The sequence below is a fragment of the Cytobacillus stercorigallinarum genome (assembly GCF_014836495.1).
Lineage (GTDB): Bacteria > Bacillota > Bacilli > Bacillales > Cytobacillaceae > Cytobacillus > Cytobacillus stercorigallinarum.
The window spans coordinates 51049-77012 of record NZ_JACSQT010000008.1; the positions used below are offsets into that span (position 1 = coordinate 51049).

Here is a 25964-nt window from a genome sequence, read left to right on the forward strand (position 1 = left end):
TTTTTCTCTTTTTATCTTGTCAATTAGGAAATGTTTTATTATAGTAAATGATAACGATTATCATTTTCGCTAGGGTTTTAGGTGGCTTTTTTACATAAAAACAAAGACGGTAATATCTTAACTATTTCTATCCATTTTAATAGAAAAATAAATAAAAAGAGTTGTGGGGATTGTGAAGAATAAAACAAGATTAGCAAAAATGATTATATTGATCTCACCTTTACTTATTATAATAACAACTATTCTATCTGTTATTTATGGAACTAAAGGGATATCTTTATCAACGATTTGGGAAGCTTTTACTGCATACGATGAAGGGAATACGGATCATGCGATTATTATTACCTCAAGGTTGCCAAGAGTATTAACGGCCATGTTAGTTGGTGCATTTTTAGCTGTATCAGGTGCGATTATGCAAGGGATGACAAGAAATTATTTAGCTTCTCCATCTATTATGGGTGTAACAGATGGATCCGCATTTGTTATTACTATTTGCATGATTGTTTTGCCGAATATGGCTTCAATTGAAATGATACTGTTTTCAATGGTCGGCTCTGCCTTAGGTGCAGGGATTGTCTATGGATTCGGCTCCTTAATTCCAAAAGGTTTAACACCGGTCCGATTAGCGATTATTGGGACGGTCATAGGAACTTTCTTATCAAGTACTTCTGCTGCTTTAGCATCGTATTTTCAAATTTCACAAGATGTTAGTTTTTGGTATAACGCCAAACTTCATCAAGTAGATTTAGATACATTTTTATTGGCCATTCCATTTGGTGTCATTGGCTTGATTATCGCTCTCATTACTTCTGGCCATATTACCATTCTTTCTCTAGGAGAAGAAATTGCCGTTACTTTGGGGCAAAAGACGAAATGGGTGAAAGCACTTGCTTTATTGGCTGTCATTTGTCTGACTGGGACAGCAGTGGCCCTCGTTGGTAAGGTTGGTTTTGTAGGGTTAATTATTCCTCATATGGCGAGATTTTTAGTCGGTGTGGATTATAGGTGGCTCATCCCCTCTTCTGCAGTAATTGGTGCGATATTTTTGGCAGTATGTGATATCATTAGCCGGTTTGTCAATCATCCGTTCGAAACACCCATTGGCGTTGTGACAGCACTCATAGGTGTGCCATTCTTCCTCTACCTAATTTATAAGAGAGGGGGCGGAAAGCATGCGTAAAACCGTTCTTATTGCGATTGTTTTATCTATTCTTATTTTAGTGAGTGCTTATGTAAGTTTAGTTTATGGGGTTATAAATGTAAATTTTACTGATGTCATCAATACTTTATTCCGGATTGATCCGTCTGATCAGCTTGATTTAGTTATTTTTGATTTTCGCTTGCCTCGAATTGTCATTGGGGCACTTGTTGGATTTGGCTTAGGTATAGCAGGTACGGTCATTCAAGGTGTAACAAGAAATGGATTGGCTGATTCCGGTATACTGGGGATCAATGCTGGAGCAGGGGCTGCGATTGTTATCTTTATGTTGTTTTTCCAAGGCCAAATGGATTTAACTGGTTGGCTATCTATCATGATTATGCCGATTTTTGGATTGATTGGTGGAATTCTCGCAGCGTTTATTATCTTTTTCTTTTCTTGGCAAAAGGGGACATTTGATACAGGTCGATTAATTTTAACTGGTATTGCCATTAGTTCTGGTTTTGGTGCCCTTTCTATGTATATATCATTAAAAATGAATTCATCTGATTATGAGATGGCCGCTGTCTGGGTATCTGGGAGTATTTATAATGCGAATTGGATCTATATTATTTCAATGATTCCTTGGCTAGTCATTCTTATTCCATTAATTTTAAGGAAAAGTTATTTATTAGATCTTTTTCGACTATCTGACATAAGTTCGAAAGGTGTAGGAGTACCTGTTGAGCGTGAAAAGATTAAACTTATTATTTTAAGCATTGGGTTAATTAGTGCTTGTGTATCTGTTTCGGGAAATATTAGTTTTATTGGTTTAATGGCACCACATATTGCACGACAATTGGTAGGAATGAAGCATCAATTTATTTTACCGATTTCAGGCTTAATTGGTATGTTCCTTGTGGTCATTGCTGATTTTGTTGCCAAAAATGTGTTCACACCAGTCGAGCTACCGGTAGGGATTGTCATTTCAATGATCGGTGTACCATATTTCTTATATTTATTAGTCAAACAAAAACAATAATAATGGGGGATGGGAAAGTGTTACATACAGAAATACAACAATGGACATTACAATCGAAAACAAAGCAAGACTATGTCATATCAATTCATATGCCAGAGAGCCCACCCCCATCTGCAGGCTTTGGTGTTCTTTATGTACTTGATGGTGATGCCTATTTTCAATTGATAAAGGAAGTTATTCGGTTGCAGGCGAAACGGTCTGCTAAAACAGGTGTATCTGAAGTAATCATTGTAGGTATAGGGTATGGAGCAAAAGATTTTCATTCAAGGAGAGTATTTGATTTTACCCCGCCTGCAGTAAGTGACCATTTACCCCTACGGCCAGATGGTAGTGCATGGCCAGATACTGGTGGAGCCGAACAGTTTAATGTTTTTATAGAAAATGAGTTAAAACCAGCCATTTATAAGGAGTTTCCGGTTAATCGTGATAATCAAACGTTATTTGGACATTCTTTAGGTGGGTTATTCACATTAATGACGATGATGAACAATCCATCTTCTTATCAAGCGTATTTCGCTTGTAGTCCGTCAATTTGGTGGAATGGTGAAGCTTTAATGCAAGAAGTGCCTGCTTTTACGGAACGGTTTGAACAAAGGCAAAAGAATAGTGATACCCGTCTTTTTCTTGCCGCAGGTGGGGATGAAAAGGAACATTTATTGGGTGCTGTTAGAAAGTATTATGAAAAAATCAAGGAAATGAAACAACTATCAGTTATCTATAAGGAAATAGAAGGAGAAAATCATGCTTCTATTATACCAACTGTATTGAGTAATGGTTTGCGATTTTTACAATAATCATTTTAGAAAAACGACTTTGTGATGTCACAAAGTCGTTTTTCTATTTCCAAGGTTCGTAACCTCTAATTATATTTTGGAATAAAAACCAACTTCTTCCCTCATATTAAGAAAAAAGGGAGGTAAGAGATAGTGGTCAAAAGTATTACGGCTTTAAACTCGTTTCCTGTATTAGGCCTTGCCATTGGTTTGATGACTCATGTGATTGTATTACCCTCTGTATTAACCGTGGCCGGGCGAAGCGCTTGGATTAGTTTAATTATAGCAGGAAGTCTCTATATCATATGGATTCCTCTCATTTACATCATTATAAAAAAAACAGGGCAACAAAATTTGATCAATTGGCTTAAATCTAACAGTCCTCCATTTGTATATCATGCCATTCGATCATTGATTTTTTTTCTTTTAATAATCAATGTATTTGTCACTTTATATACGACTTTTTCGTGGGTGAATACCAATTATATGATACAAACACCTAAGTATGTGTTATTTACTATTTTAATCATTCTTTGTTTATTAGCTGCACTCTCAGGTATAAAAGCTATTACGATTGCTAGTGGGGTTTTATTTCCAATCGTTTGTTTCCTTGGCTTTTTTATAATGATTGCGAACTTTAAGTTTAAGGATTATTCGTTACTCTTTCCCGTTTTTGAAGAGGGATGGGCACCTATTCTTTTTGGTGTTGTTATTTTATCAGGAGGACTTTTGGAGGTTTTTCTCTTAGTTTTATTACAGCATCATATTCGAGATAATATATCTTTAAAATTTTTCATTCCGGTATGTTTGTTCTTCGTCTTTGTTAATTTTGGCCCTTTAATTGGTGCAATTACCGAATTTGGCCCGGAACAAGCATCAGAATTAACGAATCCTGCTTATGCACAATGGCGCTTGATTACTTTAGGCAAATTTTTAAATAAGTTGGATTTTTTTTCTATTTATCAATGGCTTTCTGGTGCGTTTATTCGTATTAGCTTGTCTATCTTTATTATTGGGGATTTATTTCATTTTAAGACGCAGAAAAGGAAAATGACTTTATTAATTAGTGTATGTCTTTTTTTAATCGTCGGTCTATCTTTACCCATTGATGGACCGACTTATAGACTCATGATTGATCATTACTTTTTTTCTATTACTGTAATAGGGATTCTACTTGTGATGCTCTGTATTCATCTAATCCTATTAATTAAAGGAAGAGTGGCAAAAAATGAAAACGCGATTAAACAATAAAAAAAGACAGCCGAAAACTGATAAATTGGATGAGCAGTACTTAAGGGAGCAATTCGCAATCAATGGGGACGTGCAATTTGTTAATTATTCGTTTCAGCATTATCCACAACCAGGGAAAGTTGTTGTTCTCTTTTCTGAAGTAATGATCGATAAAGGTAAATTGAGTGAGGCTTTAGGTAGGTTAGAAGAAAGTTTTATAGCAGACCGGCGCCTAGTTGAAAGGAGGGAAGAAAATGAGCAATTACTTATGTATCAAGTGAATGTTGAGGAAGAAGATAAAGAATCAATAGCAGAAGATATTTTTTCTGGGATGGTTTTTGTTCTAGTGGAAGAATTAGACGAAATTTTTAAATTTGATCTCCCTCAAATTCCTAACCGTTCACCAGAAGAGTCCAATTCGGAATTATCTTTTCGCGGACCAAGAGATGGATTTGTGGAAGACCTGAGTATTAACCTTGCCTTAATAAGAAAACGGTATAAAACCTCAACGTTAGTAAATGAAGTTATTGAGTTAGGGGTTCGAGGGAAGACAAAAATAAGTTTATTATATGTGAAAGATATAATAAAGGATCAATATGTCATTGATATAAAAAGACAGTTAGCAAAAATTGAAACAGATGTGATCATTAGTACGACAGATTTAGAAGAAGTATTGTCAGGTAAGTACTATACTCTTTTTCCTTTGTTTAATTATACCGGACGCCCTGATAACGTAGTTGCTAATTTAGATTTAGGTAGATTTGTCATTATTGTTGATGGTTGTCCTACTGTAATGGTTGGTCCATCTACATTATTTTCAGAATTAAAAACACCGGAAGATCGCTTCACAGAATATTATTATACGAATATGCAAATGTTTTTCAGGCTAACTGGTCTTGTCATATCAAGTATTTTGCCAGGATTTTATGTTGCTATGATTTCCTTTCATATGGATCAATTGCCTTTCCCATTTTTGGCGACTATTACGGTTTCGCGAATGGGGCTACCATTATCACCACCGTTAGAGGCATTTTTAGTCTTAGCTTTATTTGAGTTATTTAAGGAAGCAGGTAATACCCTTCCAAGGGCAATCGGACAAACATTAACGGTCGTAGGGGGGCTAATTATTGGTGATGCAGCAATAAGGGGTGGTTTAACAGCTCCTACCATGCTTGTTATTGCTGGTGTCACATCTGTTGCTGCGTATACCCTCGTTAACCAGTCACTTGGTGCCTCCATAAGCCTAGTGCGATTCTATATCCTGCTTTTTTCATCAATGCTCGGATTATTTGGCTTTTTTATCAGTATTTTTTCAGTGATATTGTATTTATCTAGGCTAGAGCTGTTTGGTTTGCCTTATTTAGCGCCACTTTCTCCTTTGTCATTTAAAGATACATTTGCAAGTATTTTAGAAAAACCTTATCTTTTACGAAAAAAAAGGTCAAGTACTATGCGACCTAAGGATGATACGAAGGGTAGGATAAAATGAAAAAAATCCTCATACCTATTATCGTATGTGCTCTTTTATTAAGTGGTTGTTGGGATGCAAAGGATATTGTAGAAATGCAATATATTACTGCTATTGGCATTGATTATAATAAGGAAAAAGAGGAATATATATTGTACGCGCAGGTCGTGTCTTTTGCAGGTGTAGCAAAGTCGGAACAAGCAGCAACAGTGCCATCGAAGGTATGGGTGGCTAAAGGGCAAGGAAAATCAATGGAAGCTGCTATGAATGAGATCTACGATAAATCCAATCAAATCATATACTGGGCACATATAGGAATTATTATTTTTCATGAACGATTACTGCAACATGGGATTGATCAAATAAGTGATAGTTTGGCTCGTTTTCAACAGATAAGAGAAACGAACTGGATGTATGGCACGAAAGATTCAATTGAGGATATTTTACTTGTAACAAGTCTTTTTAGCTCCGCGGTTCAAACAACACTTTTTAATCCAGAGGAAGTCTATCATGTACACTCTATCATTTCACCTATCAGAATGCACCGGTTCTATTCAGACTTTACTGAAAAAGCTACCACCACAAAACTACCGATGATATCAGTAAAAGAGGATGTTTGGACAACTAAGGGAGCAACAAATGATTCAGCTAAAAACGCTGGAGTGTTCCTATTAAAAGGAAAAAAATATTTAGGGAACCTACCTATAAGTGACTTTAGAGGCTTACGTTGGGTGACAAAGACTACAAAAAGGTCTCCATTAAGAATCAAAACGGAAGATAATGATGAAGTAAACATCATTATTACCAAATTAGACCCACATTTGAAAATAAATAAATTAGACAAAGATAAATTTGATGTCGATGTTAGTGCAAATGGTGGGATTATTGAAGTTCATAAAGAAATTTCGTTACCTATTTTGAAGGAAAAAATTACGGAAAAAATGGAGAAGGAAATTAGAGAGTCCTATGAGAATGCTTTAAAAATAAAGGCGGATTTATATAATCTTGAGGAACTTGTTTATAGAAAAGATTATGACCGTTGGAAGAATGATTATAAAGGAAGATTTACACTAACAGAAGATTCTCTTGCGAATATAAATATAGATATTACGATTACAAAAACAGGAGAGTACGATTATCAATTCTCTAATTAGATTGAGGCTAGGGGAGAGGATGAAACTTGATATGGAATATTATAAAAAGATAAGAAAGTATGTAGGTAAGGAGCCATTACTATTACCAGGGGCAGTTGTTATTATCATCAATAAGCAAAATGAGATTTTGCTACAACAAAGGCCGGAGTCTCGTTGGGGATTACCGGGAGGAATAATGGACTTAGGTGAGAGTATGGAAGAAACAGCGAAAAGGGAAGTAAGAGAGGAAACAGGGCTTGTTGTCGAGAACCTTTCGTTTGTTCAGTTGTTTTCAGGCAAGGAATTCTTTGTACGTACAAAAAACGGCGATCAGTTTTATGCCATCACTGCGGTTTATATGACAAATGATTATAGTGGGAAAATAACGACAAATAGTGAGGAAACCTTGTCTGCACAATTCTTTCCTATTGAACAGCTGCCGAGTGAATTAATCGAGAATTATCAAAAGTATATAGAACCAGTTAAACAATTATTAAAGCAGACATAAAAAAACAAGGCTCTTATTATGTACATGAAGAGCCTTGTTTTTTAATCTCTTATTTAAAATGCAACAGTGATTGTTTGTTTCTAATTTCTGTTATTAGTGACTCAGCTGCCTTTCTACTAAGTACAATTTTTCCGTCAGCAAGGATTAAGTTATCATTTTCGATTTCACCAGTAATTTGACAAGCTTTACTGGCATTATACTTTTGTAATATAATTCGATCGTTTTCAACGAATATTTCAAGTGGATCCTTCTCATAAATTTCTAAAGTATTTCTTAGTTCCTTTGGAATGACTATTCTCCCTAATTCATCAACTTTACGAACAATGCCTGTGCTTTTCAAAATGACGACCTCCTATTAATGGTTGTGGATTCCACTTCATTTTTTTTTAGATAGTTAAATATTATACAATTTTAGCGAAAATCCTTTATTAAACTGGTTACATTTATATTACTGTTTTTATCGTTTTTGTCATAAAAGTTTTTTTCTGTAAAATGGGTTTAGAGCAATAATCTGAATAAGTTGACAGAAAATCGAATACGTGATAAATTTATCTCAAGTTAAAGATATTTTAATTCGAGATATATAAATACTTCTATTTTATTATGGAAATATTAATTCGAGAAGGGAATGATTCTATGTTTGGTATAAAAGGCGTTCATCATGTAACTGCGATTACTAGTAGTGCAGAAAAGAATTATCAATTTTTCACCTATACTTTAGGTATGAGATTAGTCAAAAAGACTGTCAATCAAGATGATATTCAAACCTATCATTTATTTTTCGCAGATGATAAGGGAAGTCCTGGAACAGATATGACTTTCTTCGATTTCCCTAATATACCAAAAGGTCTTCATGGTACAAATGAAATTTATCAAACATCTTTTCGCGTACCTAGTGATGCGGCATTGGATTATTGGGTAAAAAGGTTTGATCGGTTAAATGTTGTCCATAGCGGTATTCAAGAACAATTTGGCAAAAGAGTTTTGCCGTTTGTTGACTTCGATGATCAGCAGTATCAGCTTATTTCTGATGAAAATAATAAAGGTGTCGAAGCAGGAACACCGTGGCAAAAAGGTCCCATTCCTTTAGAGTATGCGATTACTGGCCTAGGTCCAGTGTTTGTACGTGTATCTAATATTGATTATTTTAAAGAAATGCTGATGAATGTATTAGAGTTTAGAGAAATTGCACAAGAAGGTGACTTGTACTTATTTGAAGTTGGCGAAGGTGGTAATGGAGCACAAGTCATTGTTGAGTATAATACCGTTTTACCGATGGCACGACAAGGTTACGGTACCGTTCATCATGCTGCTTTTCGAGTGGAAGATAGGGAAGCGATTGATCACTGGACTGAAAGAATGGCGCAATTTGGCTATCAATCATCAGGGTTTATTGACCGTTTCTTCTTCGGCTCATTGTATACGAGAGTTGCACCGCAAATTCTATTTGAGCTTGCAACAGACGGTCCAGGTTTTATGGGAGATGAACCATATGAGACATTAGGTGAATCGTTATCACTGCCACCATTCTTTGAATCAAAAAGAGAACAAATTGAAGGACTAGTCAGACCCATCGATACGGTACGAAGCAACATTGATTTCAAAAAAGAATGAGGCACCTTATGAGTTTTATCTTGGATTCAAAACGCGATCTAATTTGATCGCGTTTTTTTATGAGAAAGGATGGGGCGTCGTTAACATTCATTTTGTTTAAAACAATTATCCACCTCTTTAGTTGATTATCCTTTTAGATGATAGGGATACTATTCATATGTATGATCTAAGTTGTAAGTATACAATTTCTATAACAGCGGGGAGTAAGAGAGTAATATGGAGAAGGATTTTCCAAAGAAATAAGAGAAATCAATTTTCATTTTGCACTTTCTAGTTTAGTATGGTTATATGTATAAAAAAGTACGGCTAGGTTAGATGAAGGGGAAGATCGTTGCATGTCAGAAGAAAATATTACAAGAATACATATGTATGATAAAGAATTTATCCTTATTGGTACAGCACATATATCAAAAAATAGTGCGGAGCAAGTAAAGGAAGTGATCGAAAGAGAGCAGCCTGACTCCGTATGTATTGAGTTAGATAAAGGTAGATATGAGTCTATTACAGAAGGAAATAAATGGAAAGATACGGATATTTTTAAAGTAATTAAAGAAAAGAAAGCAACACTTTTATTAATGAACCTTGCTATCTCCTCTTTTCAAAATCGTATGGCTAAACAATTCGGAATTAAAGCAGGTCAAGAGATGATTCAAGGTATTGAATCGGCTAAAGAAACCGGAGCGAAACTTGTGTTAGCTGATAGAAATATCCAGATTACGTTTTCTCGTATTTGGAGAGGGCTGGGTTTCAAGGGAAAAGCAATGTTACTTTCACAAGTATTTGCCGGTATTTTTAGCAATGAAACGATTACTGAAGAAGAGTTAGAAAAAATGAAAAATCAAGATTCAATTGATTCCATTTTAAATGATTTTACTGAGGTATTCCCACAATTAAAAGTACCTTTAATTGATGAACGTGATCAATATTTGGCGGAAAAAATAAAGAATGCGCCAGGTGAAAAGATTGTTGCTGTATTAGGAGCAGCTCATGTTCCAGGTATCAAACGGGAAATCGAAAAAAAGCACGATCTTAAGAAATTAACGGAAGTACCTCCAAAATCAAAAGCGCCAAAAGTGATAGGCTGGATGATACCTATTCTTATCTTAGCGGTGATTGCTGTAACCTTCTTCCTTAATCCAACTGCTGGAATGCAGCAGACAATTAGTTGGGCATTGTGGACGGGCACCTTAGCTGCAATTGGTGCTGCGCTTGCATTTGGTCATCCGCTTGCTATCGTTACAGCTTTTGTTGCTGCACCTTTTACTTCTCTTCACCCATTGCTCGCTGTTGGTTGGTTCGCTGGTTTTGTCCAAGCTTATTTTAAAAGGCCCAATGTACGTGATTTTGAAAACTTATCAGAAGATGTGTTTACACTAAAAGGCTTTTGGCATAATAAGGTGACAAGAATATTGCTGATTATAGTCCTTTCCAACTTAGGTGGGTCATTAGGAACTTTTATAGGCGGAGCAGATGTCATTCGTTTATTTATTGATCATTTATAAGTTATACTAGAGTTAGCTATGTTCATCGAAAGGAAGTATGACGTTTGAAGAAATTCCCAACAATTATTATTGTTGCAATTATAGTTGCGATAATAGCGTTTAATATGCTGGAATCAGATTCAGCAGAATTAGTATTACGTGATCGAACGTTGATTTCAGCTGGTGCAGGTGTTTTATCTGGCACCATTATGTGGTTACTTTTAATACTTGATAAAAAAGATAAAAAGTAATGGAAGAGCGCCTTTTCTTAAGAAGGCGTTTTTTTATGTGGGTTTTCACTGTGATGTTCTCTTTTTGTCATAACAGTTGAGGTTGTTCAATACAATGAAATAACCACGAATGAAAGAGGGGACAGCATGAATACGAATAGGGTGATTACCAATGAAGTACTTGTACGCTATGCGGAGCTCAGCAGATTAAAAAAACAAATTGATGAAGAGTTAGGTGCGATGAAAAAAGTATTCAATGAATACTTTGATCAATCAGTAGGGAGAAACGAAAAAGGTGAACTCATCCTCTCCCAATATAAATTACAGCGTCAAATTAGAGTGAAAGAGCAGTACGATAGAGAGAAAACGATAAACAAATTAGAATCTATTAATCAACATCAACTGATTCAAAAAATACCAGATGAAAAGAAAATTCAGTCTGCATTAGATTTGGAGATTATTGATGAAAAAGATTTATCTGGCTGTAAAACAACACAATATACGAAGGTGATTGTCGTTAAAGCAAATGAATGAAGAGAAAAATTAGATGGGACTTAGCGAAGTTTAAAGTATGAATTTCACACGAACAAATCCAGTTTTTCGAATTTGATATGCTCCCCTATAGCTAGACAGGTTTTAAAAAAATCTGGCTACTGATAGGGGAGCATTAGTTTATATCATTATTTGAAGATTGTAGAAATTTGCTCTATTTCTTCTCCGGATAGTTGCACTTCTAATGTTTTTAAATTATTCAACACTTGCTCTGCTCTTTTAGCGCCCGGGATAATGGCGTCGATGCTGTCTTTTGTTAAATACCAGGCTAAAACAATATGGGCGACGTCCACATTTTTCGCTTGGGCAATACCTCTTAATTGATCAACTTTTGCTAAGTTTTCTTCAAAAACCTCTTTTTGAAAATGTGGGGAGTCCGCACGTAAGTCACTGAATGTAGTATTTTTATCGTATTTCCCTGCTAATAAGCCAGATGCTAGCGGAAAATAGGGTATGAATGAAATATTGTTTTCTTTTGTATAAGGAAGTAGGTCTGACTCAGCGTTTCTCTGCAATAAATTGTATTCCCCTTGGTATACATCTACATAACCATCTTTATTTGCTTCTTTTAATTGTTCAATAGAGAAATTAGATACGCCAATAGCTCTTATTTTTCCCGCGTCTTTCAGTTCTTTCAACGCTCCAACTGCTTCATCTTTTGGTGTTGATTCATCTGGGAAATGGATGTAATAAAGATCAATATAGTCGGTTTGTAGTCTACGTAAGCTATCGTCTACAGATTGTTTTAAGAAAGCAGGACTATTATCCATCACAATATCTTCTTTAACGAATCTATGTGCGCCCTTTGTCGCAATCACTGCTTCTTCGCGTTTGCCTCTTTCTTGTAAAACTTCCCCAATGAGTTCCTCTGACCGTTCAGGCCCGTAAATAAAGGCTGTGTCTAAAAGGTTTACACCATTATTTAAGGCTTCATGAACTAGTTCTTTTCCTTGTGCTTCATCAAGGTTGGAGTATAAATTATGCCCACCAACTGCATTTGTTCCAAGACCAATAGGATTAACAAAAAGTCCAGATTTACCTAATTCTTGTTTCGTCTTCATTTACTTCACTCCTTCTTTTAAGTTAATCTGATCATACCAAATAATGTTAAGATAACAAAGAAATTCGATTTGCATTCTTTCTTTTAAGTTGACATTTACTTGACATGAAACAGAACGATAATGAATAGTAAAACATACATGAGGAGAGTAGGGTGAGTGAAATGAGAACGGTTTTAATAGTGGAAGATGAATTACCAATTAGCCAAGTGTTAAAAGTTTATTTACAAAAGGCAAACTTTCAAACTGTCCAAGCATTTAATGGAGCAGAAGCTATCCAAAAATTAAATGACTATCATCCGTCACTCGTTCTATTGGATGTGATGTTGCCTGATCGTGATGGATGGTCAATTTTAAAAGAAATCAGAGCGCAATGGAGTACGCCTGTGATTATGTTAACCGCTTTAGGAGATGTCCAATATCGCTTAAATGGATTAAATGAAGGAGCAGATGATTATATTGCTAAACCATTTAATGCGGAAGAAGTGGTAGCTAGAGTGCAAGCGGTCTTAAGAAGGACGGGTAAAAGTGAAGAAAAAATCAAGAAGTACGGTGGTTTGATGATTGATATTAAGTCTCATAAAATTACATTAAATAATGTTGTCATTGAATTAACGCCTAGAGACCTTGCTCTGCTCATTTTTTTAGCAGAGCATCCGAATCAAACATTTACTAGGGCACAATTAATTGAACATGTTTGGGGTTGGGAATATGAGGGAAGTGATCGAGCGGTCGACTTAGCGATTAAACGAATTAGAAAAGCTTTGCATTCATGGTCTACTGAAGAAGGCGAAATCAAGACTTTACGTGGATTGGGGTATCAATTAAGTGTCTCATCAACAAAGTAAACCTAGAGATTCTCTACTTCGTTATTGGACGACTCGCTATTTACTGGCACTTTGTATTGGGCTTGCGATTATCGCTTTTTTTTCTGTCTTATGGATTAGGCATACGACTGTTGAAAACCGACTCAATATTATGGAGTTAATGGCGGAAGAAATTGCTGACCGATTTGTGGAAATGAGTGAAGGACAGCCAATTCCCAAAGGAGATGTCCCAGGGTATTTAAATGATAGGGGCCGTTTTATAGATTTGGAAAGTGATCCCCTTATTTCAATTGTTGATACGTATGGAAATACGTTAACAACAAATCGATCACAAGATCGAATGTTACAATTCTCCGAAGTTCTTTTGAATGAGGATAAGACAGTTCAAGAATTAAATCATGATGCAACGAACGAGGCTTTTTATGTTGTAAAAGTACCGATTACATATCAAGATACGACTGTAGGCTGGGTAGTGATGCTAGAATCGAAAGCAAATTTAGCAGAAGTAAACCAGGAATATCGATTATTAGCCATTATGATTATTGGTTTAGCATTAATTGGCTGGGCAGCGATTTACTTCTTATCGAAAAGATTGTCTAAACCTATTCAAGAAGTAGCAGATGCAGCTAGGGAAATTCAAGCGGGAAATTATCAAGTTGATTTAAAGGATTCATACCAAGAACAGGAATTATATGAGCTTGTTCATTCTTTTAAAGAAATGTCCAAACGGTTAGAGAGATTAGAAACACTACGTACTGAGCTGTTAGCAGGTGTGACTCATGAATTAAAAACGCCGGTTACGTCAATTGATGGATTGTTGCAGGCTGTTCATGAAGGAGTTGTTGAGGGTGAAGAGGCAAAAGAGTTTATCAAACTGTCCATATTAGAAACTGAAAAAATGAAGAAAATGGTGGAGGATTTATTAGCCTTTAACACATATGCGACGAATGTGATGCCAGTTCAACTACAAGAATATGAAATCAATCAATTAATTAAGGAATCAGTCTACCAATGGGAAATTACGCATGAAGGAAGCCAGGATTTTCAACTTATTGTACACCAAGCGAGCACGCCTTTATTTGTGCAAATTGATCAGATAAGATTACAACAAATTCTCATTAATTTACTTAATAATGCCTTTCAAGCAATGGATGGAAGAGGAAAAATTGAAGTTAAAATAGAAGAGGAACCGAAGAATATTTATATAAAAGTAACTGATAGTGGAAAGGGTATACCGGACGAAGAAGTACCTTACATTTTCGAGCGTTTCTTTCGTGGTCAAGAAAAGAAGCTTCGTGTCAGAGGATTAGGTCTTGGCTTGCCGTTTAGTAAATTGATGGCACAATCAATGAATGGTGATTTAATTTTAGTTAAGACATCCCCGCAGGGTACTGAATTTATGATTGAATTACCTTATCAAAAGGGCAGTCTAGAAAGAATGAACCAAAGTGAAAGAGCCTGATCATACAGCTGTAAGAGTGTCTTTATGGCGAGGCTTACATTTAATTGTCGATGAAAAACCAAATATATTTCATGATAATATCGGTTTAAAACTGATTTCTCCAAACAATGATTGGCAGAAACGTCCGGATATGGATGTAGCAAACACAAGTGCTTTTAGAGCATCAATTGTTGCGCGCGCTCGTTTTGTTGATGACTTAGTTGTTGAACAATTTGAAAAAGGGATAGATCAATATGTGATACTTGGTACAGGGCTTGATACTTTCGCCCAAAGACACCAAGAAGTATTCCCTCAAATGACCATTTATGAGATGGATCAAGTTGATACACAGTTATGGAAGAAAAAAAGACTGGAGGAAACAGGGTACTCTATCCCCGATTATTTAAAATTTGTACCCGTAAATTTTGAAGAGAATCAAGGGTGGTTAGATCAATTAAAGAAGAATGGTTTTGATGATGCGAAGCCTGCTGTTGTTGTTTCAACGATAGATTTAAAAGAGATGTATTTTCGCGAGCGCAAAGATCAATTGATGCTGCAAAGTGGTGAAGATTTTATTGTAGCAACGATTTAGACATGACTCCTACTATATAAGAAAGCTATTCACATTTAACCCGCAAACCGTGATTTTATCTCATAGTAGTGGGTTTTTTGTTGTGAGTTGTAAATGAAGCTTTACGTCAATGGAGTGAGAAGTAGAGGAAACCTGAGAAAAAATGATTTGCCCATCACTCAGAAGAAAAGCAATCTGCAATTCATCACTCCCGTCGAATTTCAATAAAGTCACACGACTTTAATCTTCAAAAAACTTTTCTTTTTCCTAACCGCTAATAAATTGGTGCACTAGTTGGAACAGTGGGGATAAAAGAAATAACAGCCTAATGGAATAAACATACAATTATGTTTCATACTAAAAAAAAGGAGTATGGGAGGTGGCGAAATGTATCAGTTAACGACGAAAGAATTGTCGGCAATTGAAGATGAAATTCGGGCGGAGGAAATAACAGCGAAGACGTTTAACTGGTGTGCTTCTCTTTGTGAGGATGAAGAAGTAAGGATGTCATTGGAAAAACTAGCAGAGGAACATCAGTTAAGGATTGCTGAATTATCAACCTATTTCAACCGATCGAGGAGATTACATTAATTTTATAGGAGGTGGTTTCATTGCCTAATAACATCAATGGTCGTGGTTTAACGGAACGAGAAATGCTGCAATTATGTTTAGAATTAGCAAAAGGAAGAGTTCCCGCTATTAGCCACACATTAATGGAAACAACTCATGATGAATTGAGAGATATTTATGAGGGATGTTTAAAAACAAGTGCAGAAGCCCAAAAGGAAATCTATCAATTAATGGAAAAGAAGGGGTGGTATGAAACGCAACTCGCTACAGTAGAAGAAATCGAAAATGTACAAAACTTCATGCGAAATAATTTAAACCCATCTCCCTCCGAATAATATTCGGAGGTTTTTATTTCGTTTTTACATAAAAAATTCTTTTGACATATGCCTGACACATTCACTGATTAAATTATAAACAGAGGCAAGCAATTCAAATGAAAGAAGGGATTTTTAATGAATGAATTCAATCATTTTGAAGATAATCAAGCGAAGCGAAAAAATACTTGGTTTAAAAGTGTAACAATGACAGTAGCAAGTGGAGTAATGGGCTCAGTCCTAACTTTAGGAGCGATTAATTATTTTCCAAATGAAACAAAGCAGCATACGGAGGTTGTACAGGAGCAAGCAGAAACGAATGTTTCCAAAGTTAATGCTGAAACGGTTTCAACGACGAGTGATGGATCGATTGCAGATATAGTAGAAAAAGCCTCTAAAGCAATAGTAGGTGTTGTCAACATGCAAGAGCAACAAGCGAACCCTTTTAGTCGCTCCACAGGCAACACACAAAGTGGAGAAGAAGTTGAAAGTGGTACTGGCTCTGGTGTTATTTTCAAGCAAACAGACAAGGAAACGTACATTGTGACAAACAATCACGTTATTGAAGGAGCGGCAAATATTCAAGTTTCCCTTCATAATGGGGAAAAGCTTCAAGCTGAACTTGTTGGAACAGACTCATTAACAGATATTGCTGTGTTAAAAATAAATGAAAAAGTAGACGCTGAAGTTCTTTCTTTTACTGATTCTTCCAAGCTTCGTGCCGGCGATCAAGTGTTAGCGATAGGCAATCCACTAGGATTAGATTTATCAAGAACAGTCACTCAAGGCATTGTAAGTGCAGTGGATCGGTCAATTGCAGTCTCTACTTCAGCCGGAGAATGGGATTTAAATGTCATTCAAACAGATGCAGCAATAAACCCTGGAAATAGTGGTGGAGCACTTATTGACTCAAAAGGAAATTTGGTTGGTATTAATAGTTTGAAGATAGCTAATAGTGGCGTAGAAGGGTTAGGCTTTGCCATTCCAAGTAATGATGTCGAGAGTATCATTGATCAGTTAATGGAGGATGGTAAAATCATTCGACCTTATCTAGGTGTTGGTTTGATGGACTTAAATCAAGTACCGCAGTTTTATCAAGAACAGTTACCGAAAAATGTAGAAGAAGGTGCTATTATTACCCAAGTTGAGAAAGGTTCCACAGCAGAAAAGGCGGGATTGCAGGCTGAGGATATTTTAGTTTCAATTGGTGATCAAACGATTACAAACGCTAATGACTTAAGAGCATCTCTTTATAAAGACCTTTCAATTGGCGATAAAGTTGAAATAGGTTTTTATCGTGATGGTGAAAAGAAAACAGTGGAAGTAACGTTACAAGGAAATGGGGAAAAGCAAGTTGAAACAGAATAAATTATTGATTGCCACCGGTTGTATGTTTGTTGCAGCTGTTGTCATTGCTGTTGTTTTATACAATAGCCATTCAAAAGCAGCGACAGTCAATGGAGAAAACATAAGCAAAGATGATTTGAATGAAGCGTTAATGTCTCAATATGGCAATTCTGTTCTAGATACATTAATATCTGATCAAATTGTTCTTCAGGAAATGGATAAAGAGAAGGTAACTGTAACTGAAGAAGAAGTGGCTGAAGAAATGGATGCCTATATGGAGCAATATGGGGGAGAAGAGGCATTTAAAGAAGTAATAGATGAAAACGGGGTATCCTATGACTCTATAGAACATAATATTGAAATCTATTTAGGTTCAAAGAAATTGATCACACCAAGAATTGAAATTACTGATGATGAGATGGAAACATACTTTGAAGAGAATAAAGACAGTTTGGCCCAGGCAGAAGAGATAGAAGCAAGTCATATCCTAGTGGAAGATGAGGATACTGCCAAAGAAGTAAAACAGAAACTCGATGATGGTGACGATTTCGCTGAATTAGCAGCATCTTATTCAACCGATGAGGCGAATAAAGATAATGGTGGAAAATTGGGGTATTTTGGTGAAGGTGAAATGGTAGAAGCCTTTGAAAAAGTGGCTTTTGCTATGAAAGTGGAAGAAGTGAGTGATCCAGTAAAAACAGAATATGGTTATCACATTATTAAAGTAACAGATCATAAAGAAGCGAAAGCAGCCAATTACGAAGATGCGAAAGCAGAAATAAAAGAGACTTTAATAGAGTCTAAGCTTTCAACTGAATATACGGAATGGCTAAATGAGAAGTACGAAGAATATGAGATTAAAACGTATATTTAAAGGATGTGATCGATATTGAAAAGATTGAAAGAATGTAACATGAAATCTCAATAAGTTACTTTATGCATGCCGATCCTCATGCAAATGAGAGATTGCTAATGAATATATAACGAAACAACGCAAACAAGTGCCTGGATATTTCCTTATGTAGAACAAAATCCTACAACAGAAGAATATCTACAATGGATACAGGGTGATGATAGTTTACCAGCATTTGCTGAGACTAAGTCAGAATCGATACTTGCTCAAAGCTTTTTAGTGAAACTTCTGAAGCTAATCACATGTTTCCTAGGAGAGAAGGGTTCCAACTGCTAAATGGCAATGAAGGAACACAGATGTTGACATGCCTAAATGGAGATTTTGAACCACTGCAAGGGTTTGCAGATATGCTTGGTGGTGAGGGACGTAACCTAGTAAAGAGAAATTCTCAACGTCAGCCATCATCTTGTATGTGGACCTAAACATTGTTTTATTAGGAACAACTTTATTTATCTTTCTGTTTAAACGAAGAGGAAAATAAGTAAATGTATTAATAATCAAAATACTATTGACAATTAAATCAATACCCGATAAAATTTCCTTTATCAAAGCAATACAATAAATTGAATATGATTCTTATCGAGAGAGACTGAGGGACCAGGCCCGAAGATGTCCGGCAACCTCCTTTTAAAGGGAAGGTGCTAAATCCTGCAGAATGATTTCATTCTGAAAGATAAGGTTTAATAACAATCATTTGTTGAGCCTCTTTCAAAGTGAAAGAGGCTCATTTTATGTTGTAGAGGACCTGAGGGAGGGTGAGGTAAATGATTGAAGTCAATCATTTAGTGAAAATTTATAAAAGCAAAAAAAAGCAAGTAATAGGCGTTGACAATGTATCTCTTTCCATTAAAGAAGGGGAAATATACGGGATTATTGGTTATAGTGGAGCTGGGAAAAGCTCTTTATTACGTTGTCTTAATTTATTGGAGAGACCAACATCTGGTGAAGTGAAAATTGATGGCGTTGATTTAACGGCCTTAACAAGTAAAGAATTACGAAAAGCAAGGCAGAAGATAGGTATGATTTTTCAACATTTTTATTTAGCAAGTTCGAAGACGGTATATGAGAATATTGCCTTTGCTTTAAAAGCGGCAGGGAAAAGCCCGAAAGAAATAGATAAGAGGGTGAAAGAACTATTAGAATTAGTCGGTTTAGCAGATAAAATTCATCAGTATCCCGCACAATTAAGTGGTGGTCAAAAGCAAAGGGTAGGAATTGCCAGAGCACTTGCTAATGATCCAAAGGTTTTACTTTGCGATGAAGCCACTTCAGCCTTAGATCCAAAAACAACAAAGTCGATCTTAAACCTATTAAAATCGATTAATAAGAAGCTAGGCTTAACCATCGTACTTATCACTCATGAGATGGAAGTAGTCAAAGAGATTTGCCATAGATTAGCTGTTATGCAAGATGGAAAGGTCATAGAAGAAGGACCGGTGTATGATATATTTGCGAACCCAGTTGAACCACTTACAAGAGACTTTATTCAAAGTGTTCTTCAATTTGACTTACCACAGCAATTGATTGAAAACAGGAAGGGGACGATCATCAAGATTCAGTTTAAAGGTGCAATAGCAGAAGAATCTGTTGTTTCTGAACTGTTCCAAACATTCAAAGTAAAAGGGAATATTCTTCACGGCAAGATTGAATATATTCAAGAAGTGCCACTAGGTATTTTTATTATGGAGTTGACTGGCGAAATACCTGAAATAGAAAGAGCTATACAATATATTCAAGATAGAACACAGAATATGGAGGTAGTTGAACATGTTGCTTGAGTCCATTCAGGCGTTACTTCCTGAACTAAATACAGCTGTATTACAAACAATTTATATGGTCGCCATCTCTTTAGTTGCTGCACTTATACTAGGTCTTCCACTAGGGATCTTATTATTCGTTACCGACGAAGGATTGTTCTTAAAAAATAGATTTGTAAATGCGGTTACTGGTTGGATTGTCAATTTGATCCGCTCGATTCCTTATATTATTTTGTTAGTAGCTCTATTGCCGTTAACAAAATTAATTGCAGGTTCAACGATTGGTCCTACAGCTGCTTCTGTCTCATTATCCGTGGCAGCGATTCCCTTTTTTGCAAGATTGGTAGAAACATCTTTAAGAGAAATAGATAAAGGGGTCATTGAATCCGCAGTAGCAGTAGGCGCTTCCCCTTGGATGATTATTAAAGAAATCCTTGTCCCAGAAGCGAAACCTGGAATTGTTCAAGGATTAACGATTACGACTATTAGTTTAATTGGTTATTCCGCAATGGCAGGTATTATTGGCGGCGGTGGTATTGGTGATTTAGCGATACGTTTCGGTTACTATCGCTATGATAATGTCATTATGATCACCACAGTAGTTGTTCTCGTTGTATTGGTGCAAATCATTCAAATTGGTGGCGATAAATTAACTAAATATGTAGATAAGAGATAATAAATTGTAACAATAAATATAGTAAAGGAGGATGGAGCCTTTACTATATTTATTTATCCTATAAATCTTATCTAAAGATAGAGAGGACTGATTCTATGAGCACGATAACAGCTTCATCTAAAGAAGCGTATTTAGCTGAACAACTCGCTCGACCATTTATTAAGACGGCTCAACAAGAAGAATTATTTCATAAAGCTGCGATATTAGCAGAAGGATTTAGTAAGAGGGCGCAAAAGATTGATGAAAATGCAGAATTCCCCTTCGATAATTTTGAAGAATTGAAACAATCAAATTATTTAAGTCTGACGATTCCGAAAGAGTATGGTGGTAAAGAGATTTCCTTATATGAATATTTATTAATACAAGAAAGGATTGCTCAAGGTGATGCGTCTACGGCATTATGTATTGGTTGGCACTTAGGTGTTATCTATGATTTAAGGGTAAAACGGAAATGGAAGGAAGAACAGTTTGCCAAGTTATGCGAAACGGTTATTAAAGATAAGAAATTGATTAACCGCTGTGCAACAGAGACAGCAACCGGCAGTCCAACCCGTGGTGGACGACCAGCGACGACTGCGGTAAAAAAAGGAACGCAATGGATTTTAAATGGAAGAAAGTCTTTTGCTTCGATGGCACCTGGATTAGATTTTTCTCTTATTACAGCAACGATTGACGATTCGGGCGAAATTGGCATATTCCTTGTACCACATGAGAATCCTGGTTTGATAGTGGAACCAACTTGGAGTATGTTAGGGATGCGAGGTACACGCAGTGATGATCTCGTATTAGAGAATGTAATTGTAGAAGAAGAGGCATTAGTAGAAATAGAAGATGCTAATTTTTATGCGATACCTAATGCGTGGTTACTACATTCAGCTGCCTGTTTTATTGGCGTTGCTATTGCTGCTCGGAACTATGCTATTATTTTCGCTTCTGAATATCAACCTAATAGTCTACCAGGTCCAATTAGTGAAGTACCAGAAGTGCAACGTAAAATTGGAGAAATGGAACTCGAGCTACTAAAAGCGCGTACAGCTCTCTATTCTATAGCCGATCGCTGGGATAATGAACCGAATAAACGAGGAGAATTAGGAGCTGAACTTGGAGCAATCAAACATCTTGTCTCTAACAGTGCCAATAAAGTGGTCGATTGGGCAATGAGAATAGTTGGTGCACAAAGCTTGCAACAAAAAAATCCTCTGCAACGTTATTTCCGTGATGTGCGAGCTGGGCTGCACAATCCTCCTATGGATGATGTAGTTATAACCAATTTAGCGAAAAAAGCATTATCATTTAAAAGATAAAAATAATCACTAAAACATGCCCCTCTTCATATATGGAGAGGGTTATTATTTGTATGAATACGTATATGTTAGAATGGCTTCAACCTATTTCGTTTTCCATAATTCTTTTTTTGAAGGCTTTTTTTCTTTTAAAATGAATTATACTAGTAGATGTGAAAATGAATAACGTAGAAAGTGGTGTACAGATTGAAAAAGTTTATTTCATCAATGACAATGGTTTCTTCCGTTCAATGGGTCTTTTTTATCTTTGCTAATACTGTTGTCATTCCGATTTCCATTGCCAATGCATTTGAGCTATCTAGTGAAACGATGGCAATGATGATTAGAGCATCACTCATACTTACAGGTATTACTTGTATACTTCAAGGATGGAAAGGCCATCGTTTCCCGATTATGGAAGGGCATTCAGGGTTGCTATGGGGAATTATCCTAAATCTTGGGCTTTCAGCACAAGCGCTTAATATTGGATTAGAACGTATTGGTGGTGGAATTGTTACTGGTATTATTTTAGCTAGTCTAGTGACCATTTTGCTGATCGCTTGTGGTGGTTTTTCATTATTGCAAGCCATCTTTAGTCCGATGGTAATGACTGTATATTTATTTTTGCTTACCTTTCAATTAATGTTTATCTTCTTTGAAGGTATGTTAAAGATGACTTCAACTGGCGTCATTGACATAGGAATAAGTCTTTATTCTGTAGTATTAGCGCTGATTGTCGCTACATTAAAAATGAAAGGTAATCAACTTATTAGCAATTTTTCTATCTTAATTGGCCTTTTAGGAGGCTGGCTCGGTTATGTCTTATTGTTTGGTAATGATGGCGCTGGGATGACAACATCGGCACCTTTTCAACTTTTTCCGTTAGGAGCTCCTAATCTTGAAATAGGAATTGTCGTTGTCACGTTTGTTGCTGTGTTATTAAATTTAAGTAATACTTTTGCATCTATTAACGCTGCTGAAAAGCTTCTACAAAGAAGAGCAGCCAAAAAAGAGTTTAAAGGCTCAATGATGATTACTTCAATTTCCACCATTATTGGCTCTGGTTTTGGACTTGTTCCTTATACACCGTTTACATCAACGATTGGTTTCTTACAAAGTACGAGAATTTATGAACGAAAACCATTCTTTATTGGTGGTGCCTTGCTTACGATCATTGGCATTGTTCCCATTTTAGGGTCGTTTCTTTCAATGTTACCTGTTACTGTCGGAAACGCAGTCTTGTTTGTTGCGTATATGCAATTATTTGGTACCGCATTCAGTAGTTTAAATGGACAGACGTTTAATTCCAATACGATATTTAGATTAGCAGCACCTATATTAATTGGTATTAGTATTATGAACATTTCACCTGTTATCTTTTCGGAATTACCTGTACTCGTTCAACCCTTTTTAGCAAATGGGCTAATTATGGGTGTGATTATTTCAATTATTTTAGAAAAAACAGTGAACTGGGGTAAATATGAAGATCATCCTATTAAAAGAGGAAAAGCAAGTTGATGTTTTTTCTTTGGTACGAGACATACTCTTGCACGTTTCTTGACTAGGCAAATGAAAATAAAACACGTAAGATAGAATAGTAGCGAATCAAAAAAGGGGATTTTTGCGATGGAAGGAATTACACTGAGTTCATTGCTAGATGTAATTGGGGAATTATTTTCAGATGAAGTGTCAATTGTAGTTTCAAATACAAAAGAGTATATTTACTATCGTCCAAGTAAACGTGTGGACTTGAAAATTCGGCCAGGGGACCTTGTAAAAGAAGGAAGTATTGCTGATAAAGCGCTTAAGGCTGAACAAAAGGTATCAGAGTTTATTAATAGGGATGTATTTGGCGTACCTTATCACGGGATGGCTGTTCCATTTAAAAATGATGGGAAAATTGAAGGTTGTGTGACAGCTATTTTTCCAACATTGACAGAGGGGAAATCTGTCGTTACATTAAAGACAAGTGATGGCTGGGTACCGGTTCCATTTAATGAAGTATATTTCTTGGAAGCCAAGGATCGTAAAACACATGTTCATTCTATTTACTCTTCTGGTACGCATAAAAATACGCTACAGGAGTTTGAGTATATTTTACCAAAGGAAAACTTTATTCGCTGTCACAGGTCATTCTTGGTGAATGTTAATCAAATACAAGAGATATTTCCTGACTCACATTCTACTTTCTTATTATTAATGAGAAATGGTGCAAAAGTGCCTGTTAGTCAATCTTATTCTAGCTATTTTCGTAAGTTGCTCGGTTTTTAAACTTAAAGCATATTAGATGAATAGCCATTCAACTCAATATTTTCTGATTATCTGAAAAAATCTGCTGGCTTATCGGCAGATTTTGCTGTTTTATCAAAATTTTTCATTAATTATACTAAAAAAATAACCCCATTCTGATTTATTAGTAAAATAGTTATTAAGTATTCTTTACAGAAAGAGGGATGGGAATATGGATAATAAACTTGGGAGAATTAAAATTCAGACACTTCAGAACAATATCATGACTGCAGAAGGGGCTGCAGAAATGATTAAAGATGGAATGACATTGGGGTTAAGTGGATTTACTCGTGCGGGAGATGTGAAAGCGGTTCCTGTAGCATTAGCAGAAAGAGCAAAAACAGAAGATTTTAAAGTGAATGTGTATACAGGTGCATCTCTTGGTTCGGATGTGGATAAGTTGTTTGCCGAAGCTGGTATTTTAAATAAGAGATTACCATTTCAAGCGGACTCAACAATGAGAAAAGGCATTAATAAAGGGGACTTCTTATTTGTTGATCAACATTTATCTCACACAGCAGAACTCATCCGTTCCGGAGTATTACAAGTGGATGTAGCTATTTTGGAAGCGGTTTCGATTGAAGAAGATGGGACAATTATACCTACAACATCAGTTGGTAACTCACTTTCTTTTGCTGAACATGCCCATAGTGTAATTGTTGAAATTAATATGGCCCAATTAGCATCGTTAAAAGGGTTACATGATATTTATAGTCCGGATAAACAAGGCGAGCGTGGTCCAATTCCTATTACAAACGTAGCTGATCGTGTTGGAGAGATAGGGATTAAAGTAAATCCGGAGAAAATTAAAGCGATTGTATTTACTGAACAAGGTGATTCACCATCAACTATAGTTCAGCCAGATGAAGAAACAGTTATTATGGCGCAACATTTAACCAACTTTCTTCGCAATGAAATTGCAGAAGGTAGATTAGATGAAAAACTTGCCCCATTACAATCAGGCATTGGTTCCGTAGCAAATGCTGTTTTACATGGCATGATTGACTCAGAATTCACAGACTTAGAGGTGTATTCAGAAGTACTTCAAGATGCAGTGTTTGATTTAATTGATGCAGGGAAAGTAAAGTTTGCTTCAGGCTGTTCCATTACACTTTCAGAAGAAAAGATGCAAGAAGTGTTTGCTCATTTCGATCAATATCGCGATAAGTTATTGTTAAGGCCACAAGAGATCACGAACCATCCGGAATTAATTCGTCGATTAGGATTAATTTCTATCAATACAGCATTGGAACTAGATATCTATGGTAATGTAAATTCTACTCATGTTCAAGGAACTAAGATGATGAATGGTATTGGTGGATCAGGAGATTTTGCCAGAAATGCAAGATTAGCTATATTCGTGACAAAATCAATTGCTAAAGATGGAAAAGTTTCAAGTATTGTACCTTTTGCTTCGCATATTGATCATACAGAACATGATGTTGACGTAATTGTCACAGAACAAGGCTACGCAGATTTAAGAGGGTTGGCTCCACGTGAACGAGTTGAGCTCATCATTGAAAATTGTGCGCATCCATTATACAAAGATCAACTGAGAGATTATTATTATGAAGCATTATCAGCAGGTGGCCAAACTCCACATATCCTAGCAAAAGCCTTTTCTTGGCACATTAACTATGTGGAAAATGGCACAATGTTAACTTCAGAGAAAGTAGATGTATAAAAGAAACGGCAAAATTATTAAATACGTGTTAGTAAAAGTAACCTAAGTCAATGCTCAGGTTACTT

27 protein-coding genes and 1 riboswitch are annotated in these 25964 nt (G+C 36.0%); of the genes, 25 read left to right on the forward strand and 2 right to left on the reverse strand.

Annotated features, from left to right (window positions below):
- The first annotated feature begins 199 nt into the window (after positions 1 to 199).
- The 7 genes from H9655_RS15550 (at position 200) to H9655_RS15580 (ending at position 7292) form a co-directional block, all read left to right on the forward strand.
- On the forward strand, positions 200 to 1180 hold the full coding sequence (locus H9655_RS15550) for a FecCD family ABC transporter permease (protein WP_191815958.1): 981 nt from the start codon (positions 200 to 202) through the stop codon (positions 1178 to 1180).
- Positions 1173 to 2180: a FecCD family ABC transporter permease gene (locus tag H9655_RS15555; protein ID WP_191815674.1), complete on the forward strand. Its 1008-nt coding sequence runs from the start codon at positions 1173 to 1175 to the stop codon at positions 2178 to 2180. The genes H9655_RS15550 and H9655_RS15555 overlap by 8 nt, the downstream gene beginning before the upstream one ends.
- Before the next feature lie 17 nt (positions 2181 to 2197).
- Positions 2198 to 2974 (forward strand): alpha/beta hydrolase, encoded by a 777-nt coding sequence (locus tag H9655_RS15560; RefSeq protein ID WP_191815676.1) that lies wholly within the window; start codon positions 2198 to 2200, stop codon positions 2972 to 2974.
- Between the two features lie 132 nt (positions 2975 to 3106).
- Positions 3107 to 4204, forward strand: coding sequence for an endospore germination permease (locus H9655_RS15565; RefSeq protein WP_191815678.1), 1098 nt, complete (start codon positions 3107 to 3109; stop codon positions 4202 to 4204).
- Positions 4182 to 5672, forward strand: a complete 1491-nt coding sequence (locus tag H9655_RS15570) for a spore germination protein (protein ID WP_191815680.1) — start codon at positions 4182 to 4184, stop codon at positions 5670 to 5672. Before H9655_RS15565 ends, H9655_RS15570 begins: the two co-directional genes overlap by 23 nt.
- Positions 5669 to 6805 carry a Ger(x)C family spore germination protein gene (locus H9655_RS15575; protein WP_191815682.1) on the forward strand — a complete coding sequence of 379 codons (1137 nt, stop codon included), beginning with the start codon at positions 5669 to 5671 and terminating at the stop codon, positions 6803 to 6805. Before H9655_RS15570 ends, H9655_RS15575 begins: the two co-directional genes overlap by 4 nt.
- Before the next feature lie 31 nt (positions 6806 to 6836).
- A complete protein-coding gene (locus H9655_RS15580) occupies positions 6837 to 7292 on the forward strand; it encodes an NUDIX hydrolase (protein WP_191815684.1) in 456 nt (151 codons plus the stop codon).
- Between the two features lie 49 nt (positions 7293 to 7341).
- Here the strand turns inward: H9655_RS15580 and H9655_RS15585 are convergent, their stop codons facing one another.
- Positions 7342 to 7632 carry an AbrB/MazE/SpoVT family DNA-binding domain-containing protein gene (locus tag H9655_RS15585; RefSeq protein WP_191815686.1) on the reverse strand — a complete coding sequence of 97 codons (291 nt, stop codon included), beginning with the start codon at positions 7630 to 7632 and terminating at the stop codon, positions 7342 to 7344.
- A 296-nt stretch (positions 7633 to 7928) separates the two neighbouring features.
- Between H9655_RS15585 and H9655_RS15590 the strand changes: the two genes are divergently transcribed.
- The 4 genes from H9655_RS15590 (at position 7929) to H9655_RS15605 (ending at position 11151) form a co-directional block, all read left to right on the forward strand.
- Complete coding sequence (locus H9655_RS15590) at positions 7929 to 8906, forward strand: ring-cleaving dioxygenase (RefSeq protein ID WP_191815688.1); 978 nt, start codon at positions 7929 to 7931, stop codon at positions 8904 to 8906.
- Between the two features lie 335 nt (positions 8907 to 9241).
- Entirely contained in the window at positions 9242 to 10408 is a 1167-nt protein-coding gene (locus H9655_RS15595) for a TraB/GumN family protein (protein ID WP_191815690.1), read from the forward strand.
- Positions 10409 to 10452: 44 nt separating this feature from the next.
- Positions 10453 to 10638, forward strand: a complete 186-nt coding sequence (locus tag H9655_RS15600; RefSeq protein WP_191815692.1) for a hypothetical protein — start codon at positions 10453 to 10455, stop codon at positions 10636 to 10638.
- A 126-nt stretch (positions 10639 to 10764) separates the two neighbouring features.
- Positions 10765 to 11151, forward strand: coding sequence for a hypothetical protein (locus H9655_RS15605; RefSeq protein ID WP_225230677.1), 387 nt, complete (start codon positions 10765 to 10767; stop codon positions 11149 to 11151).
- 146 nt (positions 11152 to 11297) lie between these two features.
- Here H9655_RS15605 and H9655_RS15610 read toward each other — a convergent pair whose 3' ends face one another.
- Complete coding sequence (locus H9655_RS15610) at positions 11298 to 12230, reverse strand: aldo/keto reductase (RefSeq protein WP_191815695.1); 933 nt, start codon at positions 12228 to 12230, stop codon at positions 11298 to 11300.
- A 161-nt stretch (positions 12231 to 12391) separates the two neighbouring features.
- Between H9655_RS15610 and H9655_RS15615 the strand changes: the two genes are divergently transcribed.
- The 14 genes from H9655_RS15615 to H9655_RS15675 all read left to right on the forward strand — a co-directional run bounded on the left by H9655_RS15615 (position 12392) and on the right by H9655_RS15675 (position 25899).
- Positions 12392 to 13075 (forward strand): response regulator transcription factor, encoded by a 684-nt coding sequence (locus H9655_RS15615; protein WP_191815962.1) that lies wholly within the window; start codon positions 12392 to 12394, stop codon positions 13073 to 13075.
- Positions 13056 to 14516 carry a HAMP domain-containing sensor histidine kinase gene (locus H9655_RS15620; RefSeq protein WP_191815696.1) on the forward strand — a complete coding sequence of 487 codons (1461 nt, stop codon included), beginning with the start codon at positions 13056 to 13058 and terminating at the stop codon, positions 14514 to 14516. Before H9655_RS15615 ends, H9655_RS15620 begins: the two co-directional genes overlap by 20 nt.
- Positions 14503 to 15087 (forward strand): class I SAM-dependent methyltransferase, encoded by a 585-nt coding sequence (locus H9655_RS15625; protein WP_191815699.1) that lies wholly within the window; start codon positions 14503 to 14505, stop codon positions 15085 to 15087. Before H9655_RS15620 ends, H9655_RS15625 begins: the two co-directional genes overlap by 14 nt.
- Positions 15088 to 15453: 366 nt before the next feature.
- On the forward strand, positions 15454 to 15657 hold the full coding sequence (locus H9655_RS15630) for a hypothetical protein (protein ID WP_191815701.1): 204 nt from the start codon (positions 15454 to 15456) through the stop codon (positions 15655 to 15657).
- 20 nt (positions 15658 to 15677) lie between these two features.
- On the forward strand, positions 15678 to 15971 hold the full coding sequence (locus H9655_RS15635; protein WP_191815703.1) for a spore coat protein: 294 nt from the start codon (positions 15678 to 15680) through the stop codon (positions 15969 to 15971).
- Positions 15972 to 16088: 117 nt separating this feature from the next.
- The gene (locus H9655_RS15640; protein WP_191815705.1) at positions 16089 to 17318 is read left to right on the forward strand and encodes a S1C family serine protease; all 1230 of its coding nucleotides are present in this window, start codon (positions 16089 to 16091) and stop codon (positions 17316 to 17318) included.
- Positions 17305 to 18171 carry a peptidylprolyl isomerase gene (locus H9655_RS15645; protein WP_225230678.1) on the forward strand — a complete coding sequence of 289 codons (867 nt, stop codon included), beginning with the start codon at positions 17305 to 17307 and terminating at the stop codon, positions 18169 to 18171. Before H9655_RS15640 ends, H9655_RS15645 begins: the two co-directional genes overlap by 14 nt.
- Before the next feature lie 335 nt (positions 18172 to 18506).
- Complete coding sequence (locus tag H9655_RS22760) at positions 18507 to 18632, forward strand: hypothetical protein (RefSeq protein ID WP_263600758.1); 126 nt, start codon at positions 18507 to 18509, stop codon at positions 18630 to 18632.
- Between the two features lie 151 nt (positions 18633 to 18783).
- Positions 18784 to 18890: riboswitch (SAM riboswitch) on the forward strand.
- Positions 18891 to 18974: 84 nt separating this feature from the next.
- Positions 18975 to 19988: a methionine ABC transporter ATP-binding protein gene (locus H9655_RS15650; RefSeq protein ID WP_191815709.1), complete on the forward strand. Its 1014-nt coding sequence runs from the start codon at positions 18975 to 18977 to the stop codon at positions 19986 to 19988.
- Positions 19978 to 20643, forward strand: coding sequence for a methionine ABC transporter permease (locus H9655_RS15655; RefSeq protein WP_191815711.1), 666 nt, complete (start codon positions 19978 to 19980; stop codon positions 20641 to 20643). The genes H9655_RS15650 and H9655_RS15655 overlap by 11 nt, the downstream gene beginning before the upstream one ends.
- Positions 20644 to 20738: 95 nt before the next feature.
- Positions 20739 to 21947: an acyl-CoA dehydrogenase family protein gene (locus tag H9655_RS15660; protein WP_191815713.1), complete on the forward strand. Its 1209-nt coding sequence runs from the start codon at positions 20739 to 20741 to the stop codon at positions 21945 to 21947.
- A gap of 186 nt (positions 21948 to 22133) precedes the next feature.
- Entirely contained in the window at positions 22134 to 23444 is a 1311-nt protein-coding gene (locus H9655_RS15665; protein ID WP_225230679.1) for a uracil/xanthine transporter, read from the forward strand.
- Positions 23445 to 23552: 108 nt separating this feature from the next.
- A complete protein-coding gene (locus H9655_RS15670; RefSeq protein ID WP_191815715.1) occupies positions 23553 to 24197 on the forward strand; it encodes a LytTR family DNA-binding domain-containing protein in 645 nt (214 codons plus the stop codon).
- Between the two features lie 190 nt (positions 24198 to 24387).
- The gene (locus H9655_RS15675) at positions 24388 to 25899 is read left to right on the forward strand and encodes a succinate CoA transferase (protein ID WP_191815717.1); all 1512 of its coding nucleotides are present in this window, start codon (positions 24388 to 24390) and stop codon (positions 25897 to 25899) included.
- Positions 25900 to 25964 lie beyond the last annotated feature (65 nt).